Source organism: Oleiphilus sp. HI0125 (assembly GCF_001635355.1).
Genome location: NZ_LWGF01000757.1, coordinates 31026 through 52504, shown reverse-complemented (window position 1 = coordinate 52504; position 21479 = coordinate 31026). Strand labels below are relative to the sequence as shown.

Genomic DNA, 21479 nt, shown 5'->3' with positions numbered 1-21479 from the left:
ATTGAACGTCTGCCGATGCCATCTCGTCATCCGGCGCTAAATCGGGGTGCAACTCACGAGGTAGGGATACTTCAGAATGTCGTACGTAAAAAATTTGACCAGGATTGAGCTCTAGGCCGACATCGGCTTGCAAATTCATATCGAAAGCGATCATCAACTTATCATCGAAAGCCTCGAAGCCAAGCATCGGTAAAAAGCTCTTTCTTACTGCGAAGTCGTAACTTCCAGCAGGAAGCTCTACGACAGTCCAACTGCCGGAGCGAAGATTAAATACGAGCTCGTCGTTCAAGTAATAACTCGGCGCTTCCATCTCTTCATCTGCCCATTGGCTACTTGGGCGGTAAAAGTAGATCAGTGCGTTAACTTCACTATCCCATTCGGTAGATTTTAATTCTTGAAATGGTCGACCTGTTTCATTCGGAAAGTAATACGAACCGAAATTCCGCCCAGTCGACCAATAAATCGATGGATACCAACCACGACCCTGTTTGTGAAAAGGCTTTGAATAAGGTGCGGTTGTATCAGAGAACGCAACATTAGAAACGCCGAGCATCGCGACCACAAACGTCGCGCTCAAACAAAGTTGAAATAGCAAGTAAAAGTAATTCATTCCTGAAGTATACCAATGAGCCCTAATTAATTTTGCGAAGTACTAGGCGATTTGCTTGCCAACACTTCTAGTTTCAACTCATTTAATTGGCGTTCAAGCCCAACAATTCTCTCATTGATCTGTCGTCGACTTGCGTTGATAGAAGCAATAGATTCCGTATTTTCAGCCACGGCCTTACTGTTATTTGGCTGAGAATTTATATTGCGCGCCAACTCCGCAACACTTTGCTCTAGCGACTCACGCGTCAACGATAGCTCACTCGCAACATTGGCGCTTTGCTTCTTAATCAGGCCAATCTGATCCGCCATCGCCTGATTATTCCCTAATCTAACTTCTAGCTGCTTGAGCATTTGCTCTTGCTTCGCAACAGAAGCCTCCAAAGGTTTTAGATCTTTGTTTTTCAAAGCATTGAGCTGTAGCTTCACGCTATCAACTCTATCTTTATTTTCAGCAATTGCTTTGCGATTTTTATCTCCTGCAACGCCCCAAAGCTTACGCATTTCAGAATCTAAAAATTTAAGTTGTTTAGTTGCACTACTACCAGCTTGCTCAATTTCCGCTCCCGCTTCATTAAGCTCACCTTCCAATCGCGCCATAGAAAGCTTACTTTGGTTAATGAATGCCAGCGCTTCCGACAAATCTTTATTCAGCGCATCGACCGTTCTTTTCTGCTCTAAATATGCCCAACCCAAAAACGCAAAAAGCACCAAAGTTAGAGCAAAGCACCCTATAAATAATGGAAGCCCTGAATTCCCAGCTTGTTTTTGCGACTTATCATTTTCGACAGCTTTCTTTGGCTTTGACTTTTTCGAAGCAGTCACGCCAGAAGAGCGCTCTTGAAACCTATCTAACTCATCGCGCTCAGGCCTTAACCCATCCATAAACAACCTCTTTATTATCACTCTTGTCCTAGGGATAAATTCTATCGTGATGATCGGTATTTCTAAATAGCATTTGCATGGTATTCATTCGATGAATAAGATGAGCACCCCACCCCATCAGCTGAAATGCAGCGGTTTTTAAGGAGTCAAACCATGCAAGCGAAAGTAGGTATTATTATGGGCTCAACATCAGATTGGCCCACTATGGAGCATGCAGCGAACATGCTCGACACTCTTGGCGTGAGCTATGAAACACAGGTTGTGTCTGCACACAGAACACCCGACCTGTTGTTTGATTACGCATCTTCTGCTGCCGAGCGTGGTATTCAAGTCATTATTGCTGGCGCAGGTGGTGCAGCCCATCTACCTGGTATGGTGGCATCAAAAACTGAACTCCCAGTTTTAGGCGTTCCAGTTCAATCAAAGGCATTGAATGGCATTGACTCACTACTATCAATCGCTCAAATGCCAGGCGGCATTGCCGTCGGGACACTTGCCATCGGCACACCGGGCGCCAAGAACGCAGGATTGCTAGCGGGGCAAATCATCGCTCTGAACGACCAAGCCGTTAAAGAGAAGCTTGTTGCATTTAGAACGCAACAAACCGAAAGTGTACTCGCTCAATCAGATCCGCGAGGGTAATCATGAAATCTATTGGAGTTCTTGGCGCTGGTCAACTCGGCAGAATGCTTGCCTTAGCAGGTCTTCCTCTTGAGGCGAAATTTCGCTTCTTTGATACAAGTGGAAGCCCAAGTGTTGGCTTAGAACCAACGTATAGTGTTAAAGACAAGCCTATCAAAAGCCAAGAACTTCAAGAGTTCATAGATGCATGCGACGTCATCACTTATGAGTTCGAGCACCTACCGGTCGAATTAACTCAACATATCGAAAAAGAACATACGCTCTACCCGCCGTCAAAATCTATCGAAATTTGCCAAGATAGAGAGAAAGAAAAAGCCTTATTTAATGAATTATCGATTCCAACAACTCGATACAAAATTATTCATAAAGAAAGCGACCTTTCCGAAGCAGTTCAAGAGCTTGGCTTACCACTAGTCTGCAAAACGACGCGAGAAGGTTATGATGGAAAAGGGCAGTTTATTCTTCGCTCTGCTGAAGATATCCCAAAAGCTTGGAGCGCTATCGGATCAACCACGTTAATAGCTGAGGAATTTATAAATTTCTCTCGAGAACTGTCGATTATTGCGGCACGCAGCGCATCGGGCGAGATAGCAATTTATCCACTAGCAGAGAACCAACACAACGATGGAATTCTTCGATTCTCTACCGTTCCAGCGCCTTCCGTAAATGAAGATATTCAACGCCAAGCAGACTTGTATATCAAAGACTTGATTGCAGAATTGGAGCACGTTGGAATATTAACACTTGAACTATTCGAAACTACGAACGGCCTAGTTGCAAACGAAATGGCACCTCGTGTTCATAATTCAGGGCATTGGAGTATGCTTGGCGCGCACTGCAGCCAATTCGAGAATCACATCAGAGCGATATGCGACCTGCCACTCGGAAGTACCGAAGCCTTGTCACCAACCTGCATGATAAACCTCATCTCCCACAAAGGAGATATTCGAAAAATTCTTGAGCTTCCTTATGCTCAAGTTCATCTCTACGATAAAGAAGAGAGAGCAGGCAGAAAATTGGGGCATATCAACGTCACTGCTAGCTCATATGAAGAGCTAAAATGGCGCGTCGAGAATATCGTTCAATTTCTCCCTGATTACCCCCAATGCCTACAGTTGAAAAACTAAAAGGCACCCCAACTTATACAAATGACTACTAATTGAGGCTCATCTGAACAGCCATCAACCTCGTAGATGTATTTGAACCGAGGTGGTATGATCTTCAGCTTTGAAAACAATGCTAAGTCACCGCCTCGGTGGTGTTTTAATTTTAGGGAGAAGCCTAATGGCAATCGAATTACCTGCGCTACCATACGCAATTGACGCTCTTGCACCACACATTTCTCAAGAAACTCTTGAATTCCACCACGGCAAACACCACAAGACTTACGTTGATAAGTTAAACGGCATGATCCCTGGAACTGAATACGAAGGAAAAACACTTGAAGAAATCATCACTTCTTCTTCAGGTCCTGTATTCAACAACGCAGCCCAGATCTGGAACCACACGTTTTACTGGAATTGCTTGAGCCCGAATGGCGGTGGCGCACCAACTGGTAAAGTTGCTGATGCAATTAACGAAGCATTTGGATCTTTCGAAGAATTCCAAGCAGCATTTAACGACAAAGCCGTAAACAACTTTGGCTCAAGCTGGACTTGGTTGGTTAAAAATGCGGATGGTTCTTTGGAGATCGTTAACACATCAAATGCAGGCACTCCAATGACAGAAGGTCAAACTGCACTTCTAACAGTTGATCTTTGGGAGCACGCTTACTACATCGATTACCGTAATGTTCGTCCTACTTATTTGAATGCGTTCTGGGCACTTGTAAACTGGGGTTTCGTTGCTGAAAACCTAGGTTAATATTGCCTCCTTGTTTTTAGTACATTGCACTAAAATCAAGGCATAAAAAAACCGGAGTTTAATTACTCCGGTTTTTTTATGCCTGAAATAGCCTTATCGGATACTATTTCCATCATAGAGACTTTCAACTGTCGGCTTCTCTCTGGCGCGCAGCTCTTCTTCATCTTCGCCTTGCGCAACTTTCGTCTCCAAATTCAACTGCCAAAGCTGATCAAACTTCTGCTCCGTCACTGCACGAGTTGAAGCTTTGTCACGAAGAATGGTTGGCCTTAAGAACACCAATAGATTTTGCTTTGTCACAACCTTAGATGTGCTTTTAAATAGATTACCCAGCAATGGGATATCACCCAATAAAGGAACTTTACTTTCACTGACCTGAACATCATCTCGAATTAAACCACCAAGAACGATTGTCTCACCATCATCGGCCAATACATTCGTTTTGATCTGTCGCTTAGTGGTAATAATGTCTGCACCAGCAGTCGATGGCGATACACCTGAGATTTCTTGTTCAATTTCAAGACGCACCAAATCGCCTTCGCTGATACTTGGAGTAACAATCAATTTCACACCCACATCTTCACGCTCGATCGTTGTAAACGGATCAGAAGTCCCTGCACCGCCAGAACTAGATTGCCCGGTAATAATAGGGATGTTCTCACCAACGATAATTGAAGATTCTTGATTATCCATTGTAATAACTTTCGGCGTAGACAATACATTAGCCCCCGCATCACCCTCTAATGCCTGCACAAGGGCTCCCCAGCTCACGCCATTACGACTTTCTTCTCCGATTCCAATCGTAATACCCGTTGATGGCGAGCCTAATAATGTGGGATCTAAATCACCGTTCGGGTCATTGTCTTGATCGACCAAAGCACCAATGACGTTTGCAGCACTCAAACCGATTTCATTGAAGTTAGTAAATACACCGGGCACTGAAGCACCTTGATCATAAAGCGCCCACTGAACACCTAGTTTGTTATCAGTATTATCTTGAATTTCTACGATAGCGGCTTCGATTAAGACTTGTGCTCTGCGCACATCAAGCTCGTCAATTACGCCTTCAAGCTCTTGTAGAAGAGAAGGTTCAGCTCGAATAACCAAAGCATTCAGGCCCTCATCTGCATATACGCTCGCTTCCGCTTTAGGCGCCGCATTGCCTTTGTCTGCAGCCTCTTCACTTACAATATCACCCATTAATCCGCTTAGAAGATCTGCGATCTCTTCCGCATCAGCATGTTTTAAGCGCACGACCTTGGTTTTACCACCTGTTGAGGACGGTTGATCAAGCTTCATGATCAACACTCTCATTTTTTCACGGAAAGGCTCATCACCACGAAGGATCAAACGATTACTGCGCTGATCCGCAACCACTGAAAACTTGTTCGCTCCCTTTCCTTTTGCCGCTGCGCCAAGTTCACTAGGCGCAAGCTCTTCAAGAAGCTTGACCATATCGCCAACCCAAGCCTCCTGAAGCTGAATAACTTCAAGCTCGTATTTAGAGGGGCTATCAAGCTCATCAATAATCTTACTAATGCGCTTAATATTCGCGACATGATCACTAATAATAAGGGCATTCGCCGCAGCAACGCCGGCTAAATGACCATATTTTGCGACCATCGGGCGAAGAATTGGAACAAGCTCAAGAGCATTTGCATTGTTCACTTGAATAACACGCGTTACGATTTGTTCGTTAGGCGTTCGTTTGAAAAGAGCATCGTTAGACGCCTCTTGCTTTGCATTGTTCTGCTGAACAATCTTAATCACACCGGTTCCGGGTATCGCTGCGAAACCATGAACGCCCAAAACGGATAGAAACATCTCATAGACAGCATCTTTACTCATCTCTGCGTTAGAGACGACAGTTACTTTACCTTTTACTCGAGGATCAATAACAAAGCTATAACCGGTGATATCCGCAATTTGACTAACAAAAGCACGGATATCGGCATCTTTTAGATTCACCTTCCATGTTTGTTCTTGAGAATGCGTAAATGAGGAGACAAGCAAAGCAAAAGACAAAAGCAAAGCTCGCAGACTGATTCTTTTCAAGTTATTCACGTGATGCAACTCGTTTATATATTCTTTGTTATTAACTATTTATCTTAGCGGATAATTTACAAAAAAACTCGCGCCATCTCGCACAACTTCAACCTCTAACGAGCCTTGTTGATACAATTGACGCATTATATTCTTGTCTTCTTGCACATTTCCTAAACTGTGACCATTAACAGAACGGATCACATCCCCTTTCTTTAAATTCATTCCAGCCAACATGGGGTTATTCCCTTGGAATACGTAACCACCACCATCTGCAATTCCTAAACCAACAGAAGCCAAAGCACGCTCAGGATTCTCTGATAACCTTGCGGTTGCCTCGCTGATAAAATCTTCAGGTGAATTTACTTCGACACTTCTTTCTCGGCGAGGAGCGACTTTAGCAATACCCGAGCTCGAGCTTGTTTCATCAAAATAAAGCGCTTCATAGGTACCATTTCGATCAAGAATGACGTGATCAGAATGGACTTCCGCCAAACGAACCCCTCCCGGCAAGCTATCTCCTAAGCGATAATATTCTGAAGGCTTACTCAACTCTTCAATGATCGCGCCAGAATCCGCAGCATCTTTTCCAGAAAACACACCCTTCAATTTCAAGCGCAAGCGTGTTTTAGGCACATCTTTTGGCCGTTCTTGGATAGCAGCTTCTTTATTTGCCTCACCAAACAAATGATAACGATCAACGCGACGAGCAATCCTGCTATCTGCCAAATTTGATTGCGCAGAAGAAACAAAACTTTTAGGCATTGGTGCTTGTTCTGGCGCGTACACATGCCAAATCAATTGAGAGCTTAAATAAGCTAGGTACAAGGTTAACGCCACGACACTCAACTGTGTCACACGCCTCACTACCCCATCGAGCGACCTCGTTTTCATTATTGCTTACCTAATTGTCGCGATACAGGCTTTTTGACTTTAAACACTACATCTTGTTCCGTTGAATTTGCTGCCCATGGCTCTTGCGCGACATCTAAAACGCGTCGAGTCACCTCCCACAAGGCATCTCCGTTCGCGCTCCATGTAACGCGCATCGTATCGAAGCTCGCTTCCTGATCGCGAATACCTAAGACAATATCTCCACTTTCTTGCGTTTGAATTTGCCCACCGAAAGCCGGCATCACTCTATCTCGGATATCTCTACCTGCAGGATAGGACACTTCGCCACCAGCCCAAGTAAACCGACCATCAATGCTCGCTACTCTGCGCTTCTCTAATCTAACGGACAAATCTTTCACATATACTTCACCCGTCGCTTTCACCCTATGGATACGCAAAAACGGATTAAGCTTCTCAGTATCGAGCCTTAATGTTTCGATAGAAAGTGACTGATCTCTCAAGCCAATATCTAATATTGCACTGGCGTCACCTGCTGTGGAACGCACATCGACCTGCAACGGAATACTTCCCCCAAACACATCTAAAACAGAAAGTTTCCAAGAGAAAACACCTTCTAGATGCCTAAATGAAACGTAAGCCTCACCATCCCAAGCAGTGCCTGCAAATGATTTTGGCATGATGCCGAGCGATTTTGTTTTAACAGCAGGCTCAATCACTTTCGTCCAAAGCACGCTCGCGGGCAAACTGCTCAACAAAAAGAACGGTAACGCCACAACAAACAGGAGCAAGACTAAGAAGGTTTTTTTAATCACAAATACTTATTCTTTCGATACTAGAAAATCACACAGCGAAACATTACAGACTATTTGCACCAGTAAAGCTACAACCATACGAACATTTTAGGTGCTAGTTCCTGCATTTTTATGAACAAAGCACCCAGATACAAAAAAGCCCCAGCATTCGCTGAGGCTTTTTTAGCTTAAAGGGGGAGCTTACATCATGCCGCCCATACCGCCCATGCCACCCATGTCAGGCATCGCAGGTGCAGCACCACCCTCTTCTACAACATCTGTAACCATGCATTCAGTTGTAATCATTAGGCCAGCAACAGAACCTGCCGCTTGTAATGCTGTACGCGTTACTTTTGCTGGATCAAGAATACCCATCTCCAACATGTCGCCGTACTCGCCAGTCGCAGCGTTGTAACCAAAGCTACCTTCACCCTGTTGAATCTTATCTGAAACAACAGAACCTTCACCGCCAGCATTAGAAACGATTTGACGAAGTGGCGCTTCCATAGCGCGACGCAACAAATCAATACCTACGTTCTGATCGCCATTATCACCTTCAAGGTTTGCAATCGCTTGAAGCGCACGAATCATCGCAACACCGCCACCAGCAACAACACCTTCCTCAACTGCTGCACGCGTTGAGTGAAGCGCATCTTCAACACGCGCTTTCTTCTCTTTCATTTCAACTTCAGAGCCAGCGCCAACCTTAATAACAGCAACGCCACCAGCTAACTTCGCAACGCGCTCTTGAAGCTTCTCACGATCGTAGTCGGATGAACTCTCTTCGATTTGACGGCGGATTTGCTCTACACGACCTTGGATTTCAGCAGCTTGGCCGGCTCCATCGATCACAGTCGTATTTTCTTTGCTGATGTTAACACTCTTAGCGGTACCAAGATCATCAAGCGTAGCATTTTCTAGTGATAGACCAACTTCTTCAGAAATTACCGTACCACCAGTCAAAATAGCGATATCTTGGAGCATTTCTTTACGACGATCACCAAAACCTGGAGCCTTAACAGCCGCAACTTTAACGATGCCGCGCATATTATTGACAACCAAGGTTGCTAACGCTTCGCCTTCAACATCTTCAGCAATGATAAGAAGTGGCTTGCTCGCTTTTGCAACGTTTTCAAGAACTGGCAACAACTCGCGAATGTTAGAAATTTTCTTGTCGACCAACAAAATGAATGGGCTTTCAAGCTCAGCACTCATATTGTCTTGGTTGTTAATGAAGTATGGAGATAGATAACCGCGATCGAACTGCATACCTTCAACAACGTCTAACTCATCTTCAAAACCGCTCGCTTCTTCAACAGTGATAACGCCTTCTTTACCGACCTTATCCATCGCTTGTGCAATGATGTCACCAACAGAAGAATCACTGTTTGCTGAAATCGTACCGACTTGCGCAATCGCTTTATTGTCAGCACATGGTTGCGCCATGCCTTTCACAGCTTCAACAGCTGCTTGTACGCCCTTGTCGATACCACGCTTAAGATCCATTGGGTTCATACCAGCCGCAACAGCTTTCAAACCTTCGTTTACGATTGCTTGAGCAAGTACTGTTGCAGTCGTAGTACCGTCACCCGCTACGTCGTTCGCCTGAGACGCAACTTCTTTAACCATTTGCGCACCCATGTTCTCGAACTTGTCTTTAAGCTCGATCTCTTTCGCAACAGACACGCCGTCCTTTGTTACAGTTGGCGCACCAAATGATTTATCTAGAACAACGTTACGACCTTTTGGTCCAAGTGTTACTTTTACTGCATCAGCAAGAATATTTACGCCTGCCAACATACCTTGGCGAGCTGAATCACCGAATTTTACGTCTTTTGCTGTCATGTTTTTGTCCTGTTTAACTCGTATCTAATCAGTAGGAAAATGAAACCGAATTACGCTTCGATGATGCCGAAAATTTCGCTTTCAGCCATGATGAGAAGCTCTTCACCGTCAATTTTCACGGTATTTCCAGCGTATTGACCAAATACCACAGTATCGCCAGCTTTCACCGCCATCGCTTGCACACTACCGTTATCCAGTGTTTTACCAGCACCTACTGCAACTACTTCACCTTGTGAAGGTTTTTCGGTAGCGCTACCTGGAAGAACAATACCTCCAGCTGAAGTAGTTTCTTCTTCTTTACGACGTACAACAACGCGATCGTGTAATGGACGGATGTTCATCTCAATGCTTCTCCTAACAGGTTATCAATCCGATTTGATAAGTCTCTTTCGAGATAATTTTTTATGTTGGTCTTACGTCATTCTGATACGTAAGAAACGTGTGATGCTTAGATAGGGCCGCTCACTAGCTTTTCAAGCCCTCTCAAGAACTTTTTTTGAAAAACTTACTTTAACTGATCGCGCCGTTCATGAACTTCCTCGTATTCCGCGTCAATTGCATCATCAAAGCGATCAGATCTAGATTGCGAAGAATAAGTTGAATGAGAAAACTGAGTACCAGAAACGATCATCCTAGCCTCCACAAGCTTGGCTAATTGGCTTCTAAGACCAGGCGTCAACAGAGCAAAACCAATTGCATCTGTTACAAAACCTGGCGTTAACAATAGTGCTCCAGCAACCGCAAGCAACAGCCCTTCACCAATCTCTGAAACAGGCAGCGCCCCTTGCTGTGCTTTTTGCTGTGCTCGAAGCAAGGTACTTAGCCCCTGCCTTTTTAGAAGATTCACCCCGATAACAGCGGTTAATAAAACAAGTCCAACTGTATACCAAGCTCCGATCACGGAGCCGACTTGAATCAATAAGACCATTTCGACAATGGGCATGATGATAAATAGTAGAAATACGAGACGCATTGCATACCTCGATTAAGAAAATTCTTCGTTGCGAGTTATGTTAAATTGGGGCGAACAGAAGCTTTACAACCCCAGAACATGGATCTTTCAAGCCTGAAACCTCAAGCAATTCTGACAACCGTTAACTCGATTCCAGAAGGTCGACTAAGCAGCTACGGTAAAATCGCTGCGGCCGCGGGCCTGCCTCAAAATGCAAGACTTGTTGGCCAAGTACTAAAACACCTCCCCAAAGACTCTCAAATCCCTTGGCATAGAGTGCTAAATGCCCAAGGCAATATCTCTTTTCCCAAAGACTCTCCATCTTATCTGCGCCAGCAAGCAGCATTAATGAATGAGGGGCATCCGAAGACATTAAGTAAGAGTCACTTCCTGCAAAACATTTGGCCGAGCTAAACGGCCGCTTACTGCGACATTCGACACAAGATACGTTTCTTTACAATGACTTAATATTTCTCAGCTAGAGTGAAAAATATGACGAGTAAAAAGAATGAGCGAGAGTTTTAGCCGTATTCTGCATCAGCAGATACTCGGCACGCTCACAATAAAACGCGAGTAGTTGGATTTGGCCATGGCCCAAAATAGTCTTTTAAAAGAGCAGTTGCAGCAACACCTTGATAACAGCACCAATGATGAAAGTTTAACGCCTTTGATTCAGGCTGTCAGCGATGCCTTTGATCAGTCAGAAGAAGATAAACGTGCTTTAGAAGCATCAGTGCGAGAGCAAAACGCTGAGTTAGCATTGCGTAACGAAGAGCTAAATAATCAGGTTCGCGAGCTACAAAAAACCAAGGCAGCTCTGCAAGAATCTTACTCTCTTCTTCAGGCTAGCTTGAGTTCGACATACGATGCGCTTGTCATGCTCGATAACCAGGGCTCGATCCGACTCAGCAATCCGAACTTCAACAAGATGTTTCGCATGAATACCTTTAATGCGGGGCTCGCTCATGTGCATGATTTTATTGAGCATTGCCAATGCATTGTAAAAGGAAATCACCACTTCTCTGACGTTCTTAAGTTATCTCTCGCAGCGCCGGAGAAAACATTCACACATGAACTTCAAACATACGATGGTCGCTGGTTAGAAGCACATTCAAAGGCTCACTGGCATGACAATGAAATTGTCGGGCAAGTATGGAGCTTCAGAGATGTCACGGCACTGAAGTTGAAAGAGAAAGAAGCGAAACACCGTACTTTTCACGACTTTTTAACCGGACTGCCAAACCGGCGTTCACTCTTATCACGACTTAAAAAATCCGTCAACGAAGCACAAAAAACATTCAAAGATGTTGTTGTGATGTTCATCGACTTAGATGGATTTAAAGACGTCAACGACTCTTTAGGACATAGTGTTGGTGATTCTCTCTTGATCGAGGTTGCGCGCCGAATGGAAAGTAAACTTCCTGAATGTGCCACCCTAACTCGACATGGTGGAGATGAATTCGTCGCCATTCTTGGCAAGCAAACTAGCCTAGATGAAGCGACAGCATATTCAGAACGAATTTTGAGTTGTTTCTCAAAGCCATATCACATCGGCAAGCAAGATATTTACATGAGCGTTAGTATCGGTATTGCAACGCTCAATATGCATGGTAACGATTCTGAGCGACTTATTACTTACGCTAACTTGGCAATGACACAAGCCAAGAAACAAGGCTCGAATATCTATCAGGTCTATGACGCTTCAGTATCATCACAATGCGAGCACCGTCTCCGTATTCGTAATGAAATCAATCAAGCACTTGAGAACGATCAGTTCGAACTGTTTTTCCAACCAAAAATCTGTTTAGAGTCAGGTTCAATTAAAGGCGCAGAAGCGCTCATTCGCTGGCGTATGACCGACGGTAGCTTTAGAAGCCCGATGGAATTCATTCCGATTGCCGAAGAAAGTGGCCAGATTATTCCAATTACACAATGGGTAATACGCCGTTGTTGTGAGTACTTAAATGAATGGATGCCTCATCTAGATTCAGATTTTGTTCTGGCGCTAAATATCTCAGCGAAACACTTCCAAAAAGGTTTACTTCAAAGGGATGTTGCTTCGGTACTAAAAGAGATTCAAACAATCCCTTCTATGTTGGAACTCGAAGTCACCGAGACTGCCATCATGGAAGACATTGAATTAGCAGTTTCGACTCTAAATGAATTAAAGAGACTTGGTATTCGTACTGCTATTGATGACTTTGGCACCGGATATTCGTCGTTAAGCTACTTAAGAAAGCTCCCTATCGAAGTTCTTAAAATCGATAAAAGTTTCATCGATGAAATACTCGAGTCTCCTGAAGACAGAACGCTTGTAAAAGGGATCATCGATATGGTTCATGCGCTTGGCATTGAAGTGGTCGCGGAAGGTGTCGAGAACCATCAAATGGCAGTTCTTCTACAAAATATGAACTGTGACCTTGTCCAAGGCTACCACTACTGTAAACCTATAGAAGAAAGTCAATTTCTGCACTTAATTAAGGAGAGCTTATGCTACATCTAAGCTTTACTCAGCAACTTTGCCATGTGGCGAGATTACAAAAAACTGGCTCCGCCGCAAACGATCCAACCTACAACGTAGGCCATGAAGATGAGCGACGAGAAAAATCCAGTTCGAACGACGCAAGCAGCCACTATGAAATACTCAAAAGGTTTGCAAGCGCTTACTTTAATCGTCGTTAAGTCAACTACAAATTCTTAAATGTGTCGTGCTTTTGAATACGATAAATAAGATAAAGCACAGGCACACCCATCATGCTTGCCACAAGAAAGAAATTCGAATAGCCGAGGTTATCAACCATACTCCCCGAATAGCCACCAATAACCTTTGGCAGCAGCGTCATTAATGAACTAAAAATCGCATATTGAACTGCCGTAAACGACACATTTGTTAGACTGGATAAGAAGGCAATAAATGCAGCACTTGCTAGTCCTGCTGTTAAATTATCTGCAGAAATAACGAGATAAAGCAGTTCAATGTCATAGCCCGTTTTCGCTAACAACATAAACAAAAGATTCGTCGCAACGGTTAGAAATGCACCTGCATACAGCATTTTGATCACGCCAAAACGCACAGACAAAACGCCGCCAAGAAAGCCTCCCAGAATGGTCATAAACAAACCAAAGGTTTTTACGACCGAAGCGATCTCAGTTTTACTAAATCCCATATCTTGAAAAAACACATTCGAAATGACGCCAAGAACGATATCGGAAACACGATAGAAACCCACAAAAACAAGTAGAAGAACAGCCAATCTGATGCCGTAACGTGAAAAGAACTCTTTAACCGGTGAAATATAAGAGTCTTGGATTAATTGATGCTCATACATTGAAGTGAACGAGACTAAACGAATAAAGAAACAAACAATCAATACGGCAAATATCAGACGCAGACATTCAATCGAAAAATTTGCGAGTGCCTCGTTTCCAGCATAGCTACCAACGTCACGTTTTAATTGCTCTACTTGATCCGCTCCAACAATATACACACCAACAAAGATGCAAATACTCATAGAAAACATCGCAAGAAAACGAAGATATTGGACTGAAGAATAGTCTCGTTTGGCTCTCAATTCTGCGGAAACCGGCTCTGAAACACTCAGCGTTGTTACCAAACCAACCAACATCGTTAAAGACATAATGATGTATGTAAACATCCATGCTTCATAGCTATATGACTCCATAGAGGAGCCGAAACCGCTGGCCAAGAATAAGGCGCCTGCACCGGAACTCAACATACCAATGCGATAACCCGCAATATAGGTTGAAGACATTAATGCCTGAAGATCACTCGATGCGGACTCAATCCGATATGCATCAATGGCTATATCTTGGGTTGCCGACGAGAAACCAAGCAAAACTACTGCGAGCGCCATGATGGTTAGCGCATTTTCCTTAGAGGGATCGATCAACGCGATGAGGACAATCGATAGAACAATTGAGCACTGAGAAAGTAATAACCAAGCCCTTCTACGTCCCAATTTTTTGGTGAGAAAAGGCAAAGGCAACTGATCAACCAAGGGTGCCCATAAAAATTTAAATGAATATGCAAGAGCCGCCCAACTAAAGTAAGTCACAGCAGATCGTTCAACACCTGCCTCTCTGAGCCACAAAGACAAAGAAGAAAAAATAAGGAGTAAAGGAATGCCCGCAGAAAAACCAAAGAAAAGCATCGAGACCACGCGAGGATGCGCAAAAGATCTTAGCGATCCACGCCAGTCAGCTTGCTGATTGTGCATATATTTATTCTTATCAGTTACGGCTTGAAGTAAGGTAAAGGGCTAGTCGCGAAAATTGTTGTACTGCAAAGGCACCTCAATGTCTGACTCTTTCCATAGTGCCATTACCTGCTGAAGATCATCGCGTTTTTTACCTGTAACGCGTACTTTTTCGCCTTGAATTGCAGCCTGCACTTTGATTTTTGACTCTTTCACGAGCTTCATCATTTTCTTCGCCGTCAGCGAATCAATACCCTGCTTTAAATCAAAGGTTTTCTTTACTAGCTTACCGGCCTTGCTATCTCCCGCTTCTACCATTGCACGGGAATCAACTTTACGCTTAGCTAAAGCCATCTTCGCAACTTCAACAACTTGCTCTAGTTGAAAATCCTGCTCTGCAGAAAACGTTAGTTTGCTATTTTCAAGCACGATATCTACGTCGACGTTTTTAAAATCCCAACGGTTACTTAGCTCACGCTTTGCTTGATCTACAGCATTCGTGACTTCATGCATATCTACTTCTGAGACAGCGTCGAAAGATGGCATATATTTCTCCGTTAAAATAAACTGACTATCAACTAGGATCGGACAAAGTCTACACAAGAACGACTAATTGGGAAACGTCCCAACACAGCGCTTGATGTAGAGATAATAAAATATAAGGGAAAGGAAAATGCCCACTAAATCATCCATTATCATCGTTGATGACGCTAAATTTAGCGCAGCGATTGTTAGGAAACGACTGAGTGAACATGGCTTCACTGATATTCGAGTAGCGCATCATGCAAATGATGCATTTAGCCTTATTGCCGAACGTCCAGCTAACTTAGTCATCTCAGACTGGATAATGCCCGACATCGACGGCATAGCGTTGTGCGAGCAAATAAAAGCCGACAATCTGTCACGTTCTACTTTCACGTATTGCTTGTTGATGACAGGTAAAGATGACGAAGAAAGCGTGCAACAAGCTCTTTCTAAAGGTTTAGATGACTTCATTTTCAAATCTGAAATAAATCATCAACTTATTCCTCGCGTCAGGTCAGGATTACGCATCGCCCGCCAGCTAAGTAATGCATTAGAGCGCCAAAAATCATTAAGCGCTGAAATTGTCCTTCTACAGGAAAAACCAAGTATCGACCCATTGCTTGGACTCGCTAACCGCCAATACGCTGAGCAAACATTAGATCGCTTATATAGACATACTCAAGCTCGGGGTGGTGCAGTGAGCTATATGTCGATCACCATCAAAAATTGGGGCAGCATTCTCAGTGAATATAAAGCGCCTGTATGCCAAGAGTTAAGCGAACAGATTGCTAAACGAGTGAATACCCTCGTGCGCCCTTTGGACGAAGTATGCAGATATTCTGAGAACGAGTTTATCGTTCTAGCGCACTTTCGTGACCCTAATGATTGCAACCTTTCAACTTATAGACGGTTTTATCAGGGGCTAGATAAGCAGGCTTTTAAAACGTCGGCGGGATTTATCGCTATTTCAATTTCTTGCGCCGTGTGTTTTGCTGATCAAGATTCAACGACAGCCACATTAAGTGAAATGAATGCGTTTAATGCGCAGAAAATTTCTGAATGTAAGGAAGAAAACACTTACGTTATTAATGCTCTCTAACGGGCATTTGCTCAATAAAAAACCAGTTTGATTATTAATCGTGCAACCCGAAAACAAGCTGTAACAAAAGTGTGACATTTAAGAAACAGCGCTTTTAATTCCAAGCTTTAGACTTAAGGAGTGGATTATATAAAGTATCCCGATTTGGTGAAGCGTCTACTTTAGACGCTTCACTCTTTTTACGAGAATATTTAATTCGCAAAAGAATTTAACAACGCTCCTTGCTTGCGCACTGAAGCGTTTTATTTGCTTAAGATTTCTCAGGGTAGCCGGTAATATCTTGAATAGAACGATACAAGGGCCGTAACTGCTTATACATATTCAAATACACCTCATTGTATAAACGGTTATAGGTAATATGCGTTTCGTGAGTAGGCTCAAATCGCTTACCAACTCGCGTCATACCAGCAATAGCTGTATGACAATCGCTATACCATCCCAGCGCAACAGCAACATCCATCGCCGCACCTAAACCAGAAGTTTCATAGGTATGTGGCCTTTCTACGGGCAAGCCAAAAATATCAGCCGTTAATTGCAGAGCTGCATCACTTTGCGAACCACCACCACTGACTCTTAGGAGTTTAATTTTTTGCTTATTGCGTTTTTCTAAACGCTCCATCCCCTCACGAAGACCATAAGCCAAGCCTTCCAGAATAGCGCGATAAACATGTGCTCTCGTATGCACATCACCAAACCCAATAATGCCCCCCTTAGCCTCAGGCCCCGGATCTCGCACACCCGGCGTCCAATAGGGTTGCAGCATCAATCCCATTGACCCGGGCGGCACAGCGTTCACTAGCTCATCGAACAAACTCTCTGGGCTAACATTCTGCGCCTCGGCCATTGCTTGCTCACGAAGTCCAAATTCATTTTTAAACCAACTAACCATCCAAAATCCGCGAAAAATCATAATTTCAGAGCAATAATGATCTGGGATTGCCGATGGATATGCAGGCATGAATCGAATAGGTTCTATGTACTTTTTACTTGTTGTATTGATTGTGGCCGTTGTGCCATAACTCATGCATGCCACATCATCTGACTGACCACCTGAACCAAGAATCTCGCATGCTTTATCTGATGCGGAAGCAATCAGTGGCACTCCAGCAGGGATACCCGTCATATTTTGAGCATCGACGGTAACTTGCCCCATCACCGTAGCTGGGCGATACAGCTTAGGGAATAACTCTTGTTTAAATCCAGGAAGCAAACGATAACGCCAATCACTCTCTGCGGACCACTTCAAGCCTTTATAATCGAAAGGCAAATATGCGACTTGCGAGGCAAGAGAATCGACAAAGTCACCGCACAAGCGATAGTTTAGAAAGCCAGATAGATTGAGATATTTATCCGTTTTTTCCCAAATGTCTGGTTGGTTGGATGCTATCCAAAGATACTGTGCACGTGCTTGATAGCGCTCAACAAGATCTTTAGCGCCAGCCATTTTAAATGCTAGCTCATGCAGCTTTGGCAAATGCCCGAGGGCTTTTGAATTACGCTGATCCAGCCAAGTAATAGCAGGTCGTAATGGCTTACCACCTTTATCAAGATTCACCATGGTGCCGCGCTGTGTCGTGACCGACACTCCAGCAATATCAGCCTTATTAAGACCTAAATTTGCCATTTCACCCCATAGCGCAGAACAAGCATCAACCAAAGCCTGCCAATAGATTTCAGGCTCTTGCTCGGCCCAACCTGGGTGCACCGAAAAATAAGGTTCAATTTCAACTTTCGCCTTTGCCAACAGTTCTCCGTTTCGATCAAAAAGCAATGCACGAACAGACTGCGTTCCGTTATCTATGGCAAGTATTGTATCGCTCACACGCACTCCTTTTGTTTCGGAAGGCTGTAGTGATCCGCAACGATATTTTTATATCTATGCCATTCTTCATCCCATTTTTGAACCGACCACTGCAAACGCTCGCGCAATAAATCTGTCCATGGGTGAATCAAATGAATCGCGCCTTCCGGATACAACATGCCTATCCGTACACGTCTCAAAAGAAGATCATCTAAATGCTCAACGGCTTCGTTCTCACACGCCCATAATAATTCTTGGAGGCAAACTTCAGTGTTGCCTAACAGCGTTAAATCATCAGTATCCGCTTGCTCCACAAGTTGATTAGCAATATGACCGTAACGACCAACGAGCCTCTGACGGCGTTGCTTCGATAGCTTATGGTCGCCAATCAACACGGATTCATCGGACTCACGAAAGTCTGAAAGCGCATCTAAATCCGACAGGGAAAGTTTGTTTTGTAAATACGGTTGAGCTGCACGCAATACTTCGAGCGCTAACAAGCGAAATGTCGTGAGTTTGCCGCCGGCGATACTGATACACCCTGCGTCATCCCAAACCATATGCTCACGTTTCTCGTCTGATGGTTTGTTCGTAGCAACATCATCCTCAGCACTGTATTCATCAACAACAACTGGCCGCACACCGGACCAAGAAGAGATAATGTCCTCACGCTTCAGCGCTGCATGATCAAACTGTGAATTCGCGGCATCCAAAAGATAAGAGACTTCATCTTCAGTAATCGATGCCTCGCTAGACATCGTATTATGATGATCAAGGTCTGTTGTACCGATCACGACTTGACCTTCCCAAGGAAAAACAAATACTGGCCGCTTGTCTTTCGGATGGAAAAAACTAACGGAAAAGGCGACCGGTAGACGCCAGAATGGAATAACTAGGTGACTTCCTCTCAAAGGTCGAATACTTTTCTTATTACCAAGCATTTGACGAAGTTCATCCGTCCAGGCACCGCTGGCGTTAACCACAGCATTAGCTTGAACTTGAAGTTCTTTGCCGCTGAGTTCGTCTTTTAAATACAGGCCAATCACTTTTGTATTACGCTCAACTTCTGAACCTGAGCGCATAACACCCGTTGCTTTGAGGTAATTAAGAGCAATACCGCCCTGCTCATTCCCATCAGCCAAGACACGCATTACTAAGCGAGCATCGTCAGTTACGGCATCCATGAAACGAGTCGCGCCTAGCAGCTCTCTCTGTTTCATGCCCGGCGCATAAAAATCATTTACCTGAGACTTCACAAACTGTCGATATCGCTTTCCTGCAAACAAGTCATAGATCGCCAACAATTTATCGAAAATCCAAGGCCCGGGAAAACCACCTTTATAATGCCCCATCAGAAAAGGAAGTGGATCAACAAGCCCCTTAAGCTGCTCCATGAGTTTCTGTCTCTCAGTCACAGAGTCTTTGGCTAATCCGAATTGCCCTTTACCGAGATAGCGCAAGCCTCCATGAACCATCTTCGAAGAACGAGACGATGTTCCCCAAGCAAAATCTTTTTGCTCAACGAGTAAAACCTTTAACCCTTTCGCCGTCGCCTCTCGATAAATACCCGCTCCAGTAATACCACCTCCAACAACGATCAAGTCAAATGACTGTCCGTTTGAGAGAGATTGTAGGGTTTGATCTCTCCAACCAGGAGACCAATATGACAGCGCCATGGTCTTACTCTGCCTTTTCTTGCAGCAGCGTTCCTGGATTTAATAGCCCTTTCTCATCCATATGATCACAAAGAGATTGAATCATACCCATGGCTAACTCACCCTTCTCCGTTGGCAAATAGGGGGCATGATCCTTGCCAACTCCATGTTGATGACTGATCGTTCCGCCATTGTTCACAATAAGTTCAGAAGTGCTTGTTTTCAGAGTTTTCCAGCGAGCAAGAGTTTCTTCGTAAGTATCTGCTGCACGGAATACATAAGTCGTGTAGATACTGGAACCTTGAGAATAAAAGTGTGACAAGTGCGTGAACACATGCACTTTCTCACCTTTGTCTTGCAGAGATTTCCGTAAATTCGCTTCGATCTTATCAAGTAAGTTATCGACATTGCTCCAGTCTGTAGACGTTTCAAGCGTATCGACCACATATCCTTTTTCCCATAACGCTTCTCGCAGATACGGCATGGTGAAACGTTTCGCAGCCCATTTCTTACCTAGATATGAGCCGGTGTAAACGCCGCCTAATGGACGAGTTAAACGCTTCATTAGTCTGTGCGCAGAACGACATTGATCAGGCATACCTGTTACACCTAATGTCATCATGCACTTGCCCTCACCGGCACCTCGCCAAGACAAGAACTTCTCAAGCAAGGCAATTTGACCAGGATGCCCTGCCAATGCGAGCTGCGTTTTGGTTTCGATCGCATTGCTAAGGCGAAGCATAGAGAGTTGAATTTTCGCTTGCACTAGATGACGTGCCGCGGCTTTAGCCTGATTCCAAGTTGGGAAGAAGATAACATAGAAGTCTTCTTGAATTGGCGATGGAGTGACACGCACTTTCACGTCACTAATAACACCCATACGACCTTCCGAACCAAGGATCATTTCTCTTACATCTGGCCCTGCTGATGATGCAGGAATTGTTGGAATCTCTAGACGTCCTCTCGGTGTTTCAATCGAACCACCTGCAAACATTTGTTCAATACGCCCGTAGCGCAATGATTGTTGTCCACTAGAGCGACTCGCCACCCAACCGCCAACTGTTGATAGTTCAAAGCTCTGTGGGTAATGCCCCAGAGTGTAACCCTTTGCACGAAGCTGCGATTCAACTAGAGGCCCCGGCGTTCCTGCTCCAAATGTCGCGATCAAACTTGAATCATCGATATCGGTTAGGCGATTCATTCGCGTTAGCGCTAAGGTTAAGATCGGCTTATCGCTTTGGAAAGGGTTGATATGGCCTGCAACACTTGTGCCGCCTCCATAAGGAATCACAACAATATCGTTGTCGTAGGCAAAACTAAGAAGTTCTGCTATCTCATCTTTTGTCTCAGGGAAAGCCACACCATCCGGGAAGAATTCAAACTGACCACTGCGCATCGCCAACCAATCAGGAAGACTTTGACCACGAGCGTGACGCACACGAACATCCGGATCTGTATTAATCAATCGATGGTCAGGCAATCGAGATGACGGCACTTGTGCCAATACTGAATCGAGACTTGCATCAGCAAGAGGGGTAGCTTGACCAACATGCTCTAGCAAAAATGCATCCCCAGATTCTGGTAAATCCATTTTGTTTGCTTCATCACCCCAACCATTCCAACGTCGCATTTTTTCACCTACCGATTTGTTCCAAACAATGAATTACTATGGATGCATCATAAAAACTTAACGTAGAATA

General features: G+C 44.3%; 20 protein-coding genes. 7 read left to right on the top strand and 13 right to left on the bottom strand.

Annotated elements, in window-relative coordinates; translation table 11 throughout:
- Together A3762_RS11615 and A3762_RS11610 are read right to left on the bottom strand one after the other, a co-directional pair.
- A partial coding sequence (locus A3762_RS11615) for a DUF2846 domain-containing protein (RefSeq protein ID WP_197469218.1) occupies positions 1-577 on the bottom strand: 577 nt, incomplete at its 3' end.
- A gap of 59 nt (positions 578-636) precedes the next feature.
- The gene (locus A3762_RS11610; RefSeq protein WP_068755644.1) at positions 637-1491 is read right to left on the bottom strand and encodes a hypothetical protein; all 855 of its coding nucleotides are present in this window, start codon (positions 1489-1491) and stop codon (positions 637-639) included.
- Positions 1492-1644: 153 nt separating this feature from the next.
- Between A3762_RS11610 and purE the strand changes: the two genes are divergently transcribed.
- From purE to A3762_RS11595, 3 genes are all read left to right on the top strand, one after another.
- The gene (gene purE / locus A3762_RS11605) at positions 1645-2133 is read left to right on the top strand and encodes a 5-(carboxyamino)imidazole ribonucleotide mutase (RefSeq protein ID WP_068476054.1); all 489 of its coding nucleotides are present in this window, start codon (positions 1645-1647) and stop codon (positions 2131-2133) included.
- A 2-nt stretch (positions 2134-2135) separates the two neighbouring features.
- A complete protein-coding gene (locus A3762_RS11600; RefSeq protein ID WP_068477325.1) occupies positions 2136-3260 on the top strand; it encodes a 5-(carboxyamino)imidazole ribonucleotide synthase in 1125 nt (374 codons plus the stop codon).
- 157 nt (positions 3261-3417) lie between these two features.
- Positions 3418-3996 carry a superoxide dismutase gene (locus A3762_RS11595; RefSeq protein ID WP_068477327.1) on the top strand — a complete coding sequence of 193 codons (579 nt, stop codon included), beginning with the start codon at positions 3418-3420 and terminating at the stop codon, positions 3994-3996.
- 93 nt (positions 3997-4089) lie between these two features.
- Here A3762_RS11595 and gspD read toward each other — a convergent pair whose 3' ends face one another.
- The 6 genes from gspD to A3762_RS11565 form a co-directional block, all read right to left on the bottom strand.
- Positions 4090-6060 carry a type II secretion system secretin GspD gene (gspD, locus tag A3762_RS11590; protein ID WP_068477329.1) on the bottom strand — a complete coding sequence of 657 codons (1971 nt, stop codon included), beginning with the start codon at positions 6058-6060 and terminating at the stop codon, positions 4090-4092.
- Positions 6061-6099: 39 nt separating this feature from the next.
- On the bottom strand, positions 6100-6933 hold the full coding sequence (locus A3762_RS11585; RefSeq protein WP_068501720.1) for a type II secretion system protein N: 834 nt from the start codon (positions 6931-6933) through the stop codon (positions 6100-6102).
- A complete protein-coding gene (gene gspN / locus A3762_RS11580; RefSeq protein WP_068755643.1) occupies positions 6933-7706 on the bottom strand; it encodes a type II secretion system protein N in 774 nt (257 codons plus the stop codon). Before gspN ends, A3762_RS11585 begins: the two co-directional genes overlap by 1 nt.
- A 180-nt stretch (positions 7707-7886) precedes the next feature.
- Complete coding sequence (groL, locus tag A3762_RS11575; protein ID WP_068477334.1) at positions 7887-9530, bottom strand: chaperonin GroEL; 1644 nt, start codon at positions 9528-9530, stop codon at positions 7887-7889.
- Positions 9531-9580: 50 nt separating this feature from the next.
- Positions 9581-9871: a co-chaperone GroES gene (locus A3762_RS11570; RefSeq protein WP_068755642.1), complete on the bottom strand. Its 291-nt coding sequence runs from the start codon at positions 9869-9871 to the stop codon at positions 9581-9583.
- 164 nt (positions 9872-10035) lie between these two features.
- Positions 10036-10503: an FxsA family protein gene (locus tag A3762_RS11565; RefSeq protein WP_068755641.1), complete on the bottom strand. Its 468-nt coding sequence runs from the start codon at positions 10501-10503 to the stop codon at positions 10036-10038.
- Between the two features lie 78 nt (positions 10504-10581).
- Between A3762_RS11565 and A3762_RS11560 the strand changes: the two genes are divergently transcribed.
- The 3 genes from A3762_RS11560 (at position 10582) to A3762_RS26480 (ending at position 13164) form a co-directional block, all read left to right on the top strand.
- Positions 10582-10896, top strand: coding sequence for an MGMT family protein (locus A3762_RS11560; RefSeq protein ID WP_068755637.1), 315 nt, complete (start codon positions 10582-10584; stop codon positions 10894-10896).
- Between the two features lie 175 nt (positions 10897-11071).
- Positions 11072-12985, top strand: coding sequence for a bifunctional diguanylate cyclase/phosphodiesterase (locus tag A3762_RS11555; RefSeq protein ID WP_068755635.1), 1914 nt, complete (start codon positions 11072-11074; stop codon positions 12983-12985).
- Complete coding sequence (locus A3762_RS26480) at positions 12973-13164, top strand: hypothetical protein (protein ID WP_156493411.1); 192 nt, start codon at positions 12973-12975, stop codon at positions 13162-13164. Before A3762_RS11555 ends, A3762_RS26480 begins: the two co-directional genes overlap by 13 nt.
- 5 nt (positions 13165-13169) lie before the next feature.
- On the opposite strand, the gene A3762_RS11550 is transcribed toward A3762_RS26480, so the two are convergent.
- Together A3762_RS11550 and A3762_RS11545 are read right to left on the bottom strand one after the other, a co-directional pair.
- The gene (locus tag A3762_RS11550) at positions 13170-14720 is read right to left on the bottom strand and encodes an MFS transporter (protein ID WP_068755634.1); all 1551 of its coding nucleotides are present in this window, start codon (positions 14718-14720) and stop codon (positions 13170-13172) included.
- Between the two features lie 42 nt (positions 14721-14762).
- Entirely contained in the window at positions 14763-15245 is a 483-nt protein-coding gene (locus A3762_RS11545) for a YajQ family cyclic di-GMP-binding protein (protein ID WP_068755633.1), read from the bottom strand.
- Between the two features lie 127 nt (positions 15246-15372).
- On the opposite strand from A3762_RS11545, the gene A3762_RS11540 reads away from it, so the two are divergent.
- Positions 15373-16323, top strand: a complete 951-nt coding sequence (locus A3762_RS11540) for a response regulator (protein WP_068755632.1) — start codon at positions 15373-15375, stop codon at positions 16321-16323.
- A 250-nt stretch (positions 16324-16573) separates the two neighbouring features.
- On the opposite strand, the gene A3762_RS11535 is transcribed toward A3762_RS11540, so the two are convergent.
- From A3762_RS11535 to A3762_RS11525, 3 genes are read right to left on the bottom strand one after another with little or no spacing between them, the layout of a single operon-like run.
- The gene (locus A3762_RS11535) at positions 16574-18145 is read right to left on the bottom strand and encodes an FGGY-family carbohydrate kinase (protein WP_082869095.1); all 1572 of its coding nucleotides are present in this window, start codon (positions 18143-18145) and stop codon (positions 16574-16576) included.
- Entirely contained in the window at positions 18142-19800 is a 1659-nt protein-coding gene (locus tag A3762_RS11530) for a glycerol-3-phosphate dehydrogenase/oxidase (RefSeq protein WP_068755630.1), read from the bottom strand. The genes A3762_RS11535 and A3762_RS11530 overlap by 4 nt, the downstream gene beginning before the upstream one ends.
- Positions 19801-19804: 4 nt before the next feature.
- Positions 19805-21409, bottom strand: coding sequence for an FAD-binding oxidoreductase (locus A3762_RS11525; protein ID WP_068755629.1), 1605 nt, complete (start codon positions 21407-21409; stop codon positions 19805-19807).
- Positions 21410-21479 lie beyond the last annotated feature (70 nt).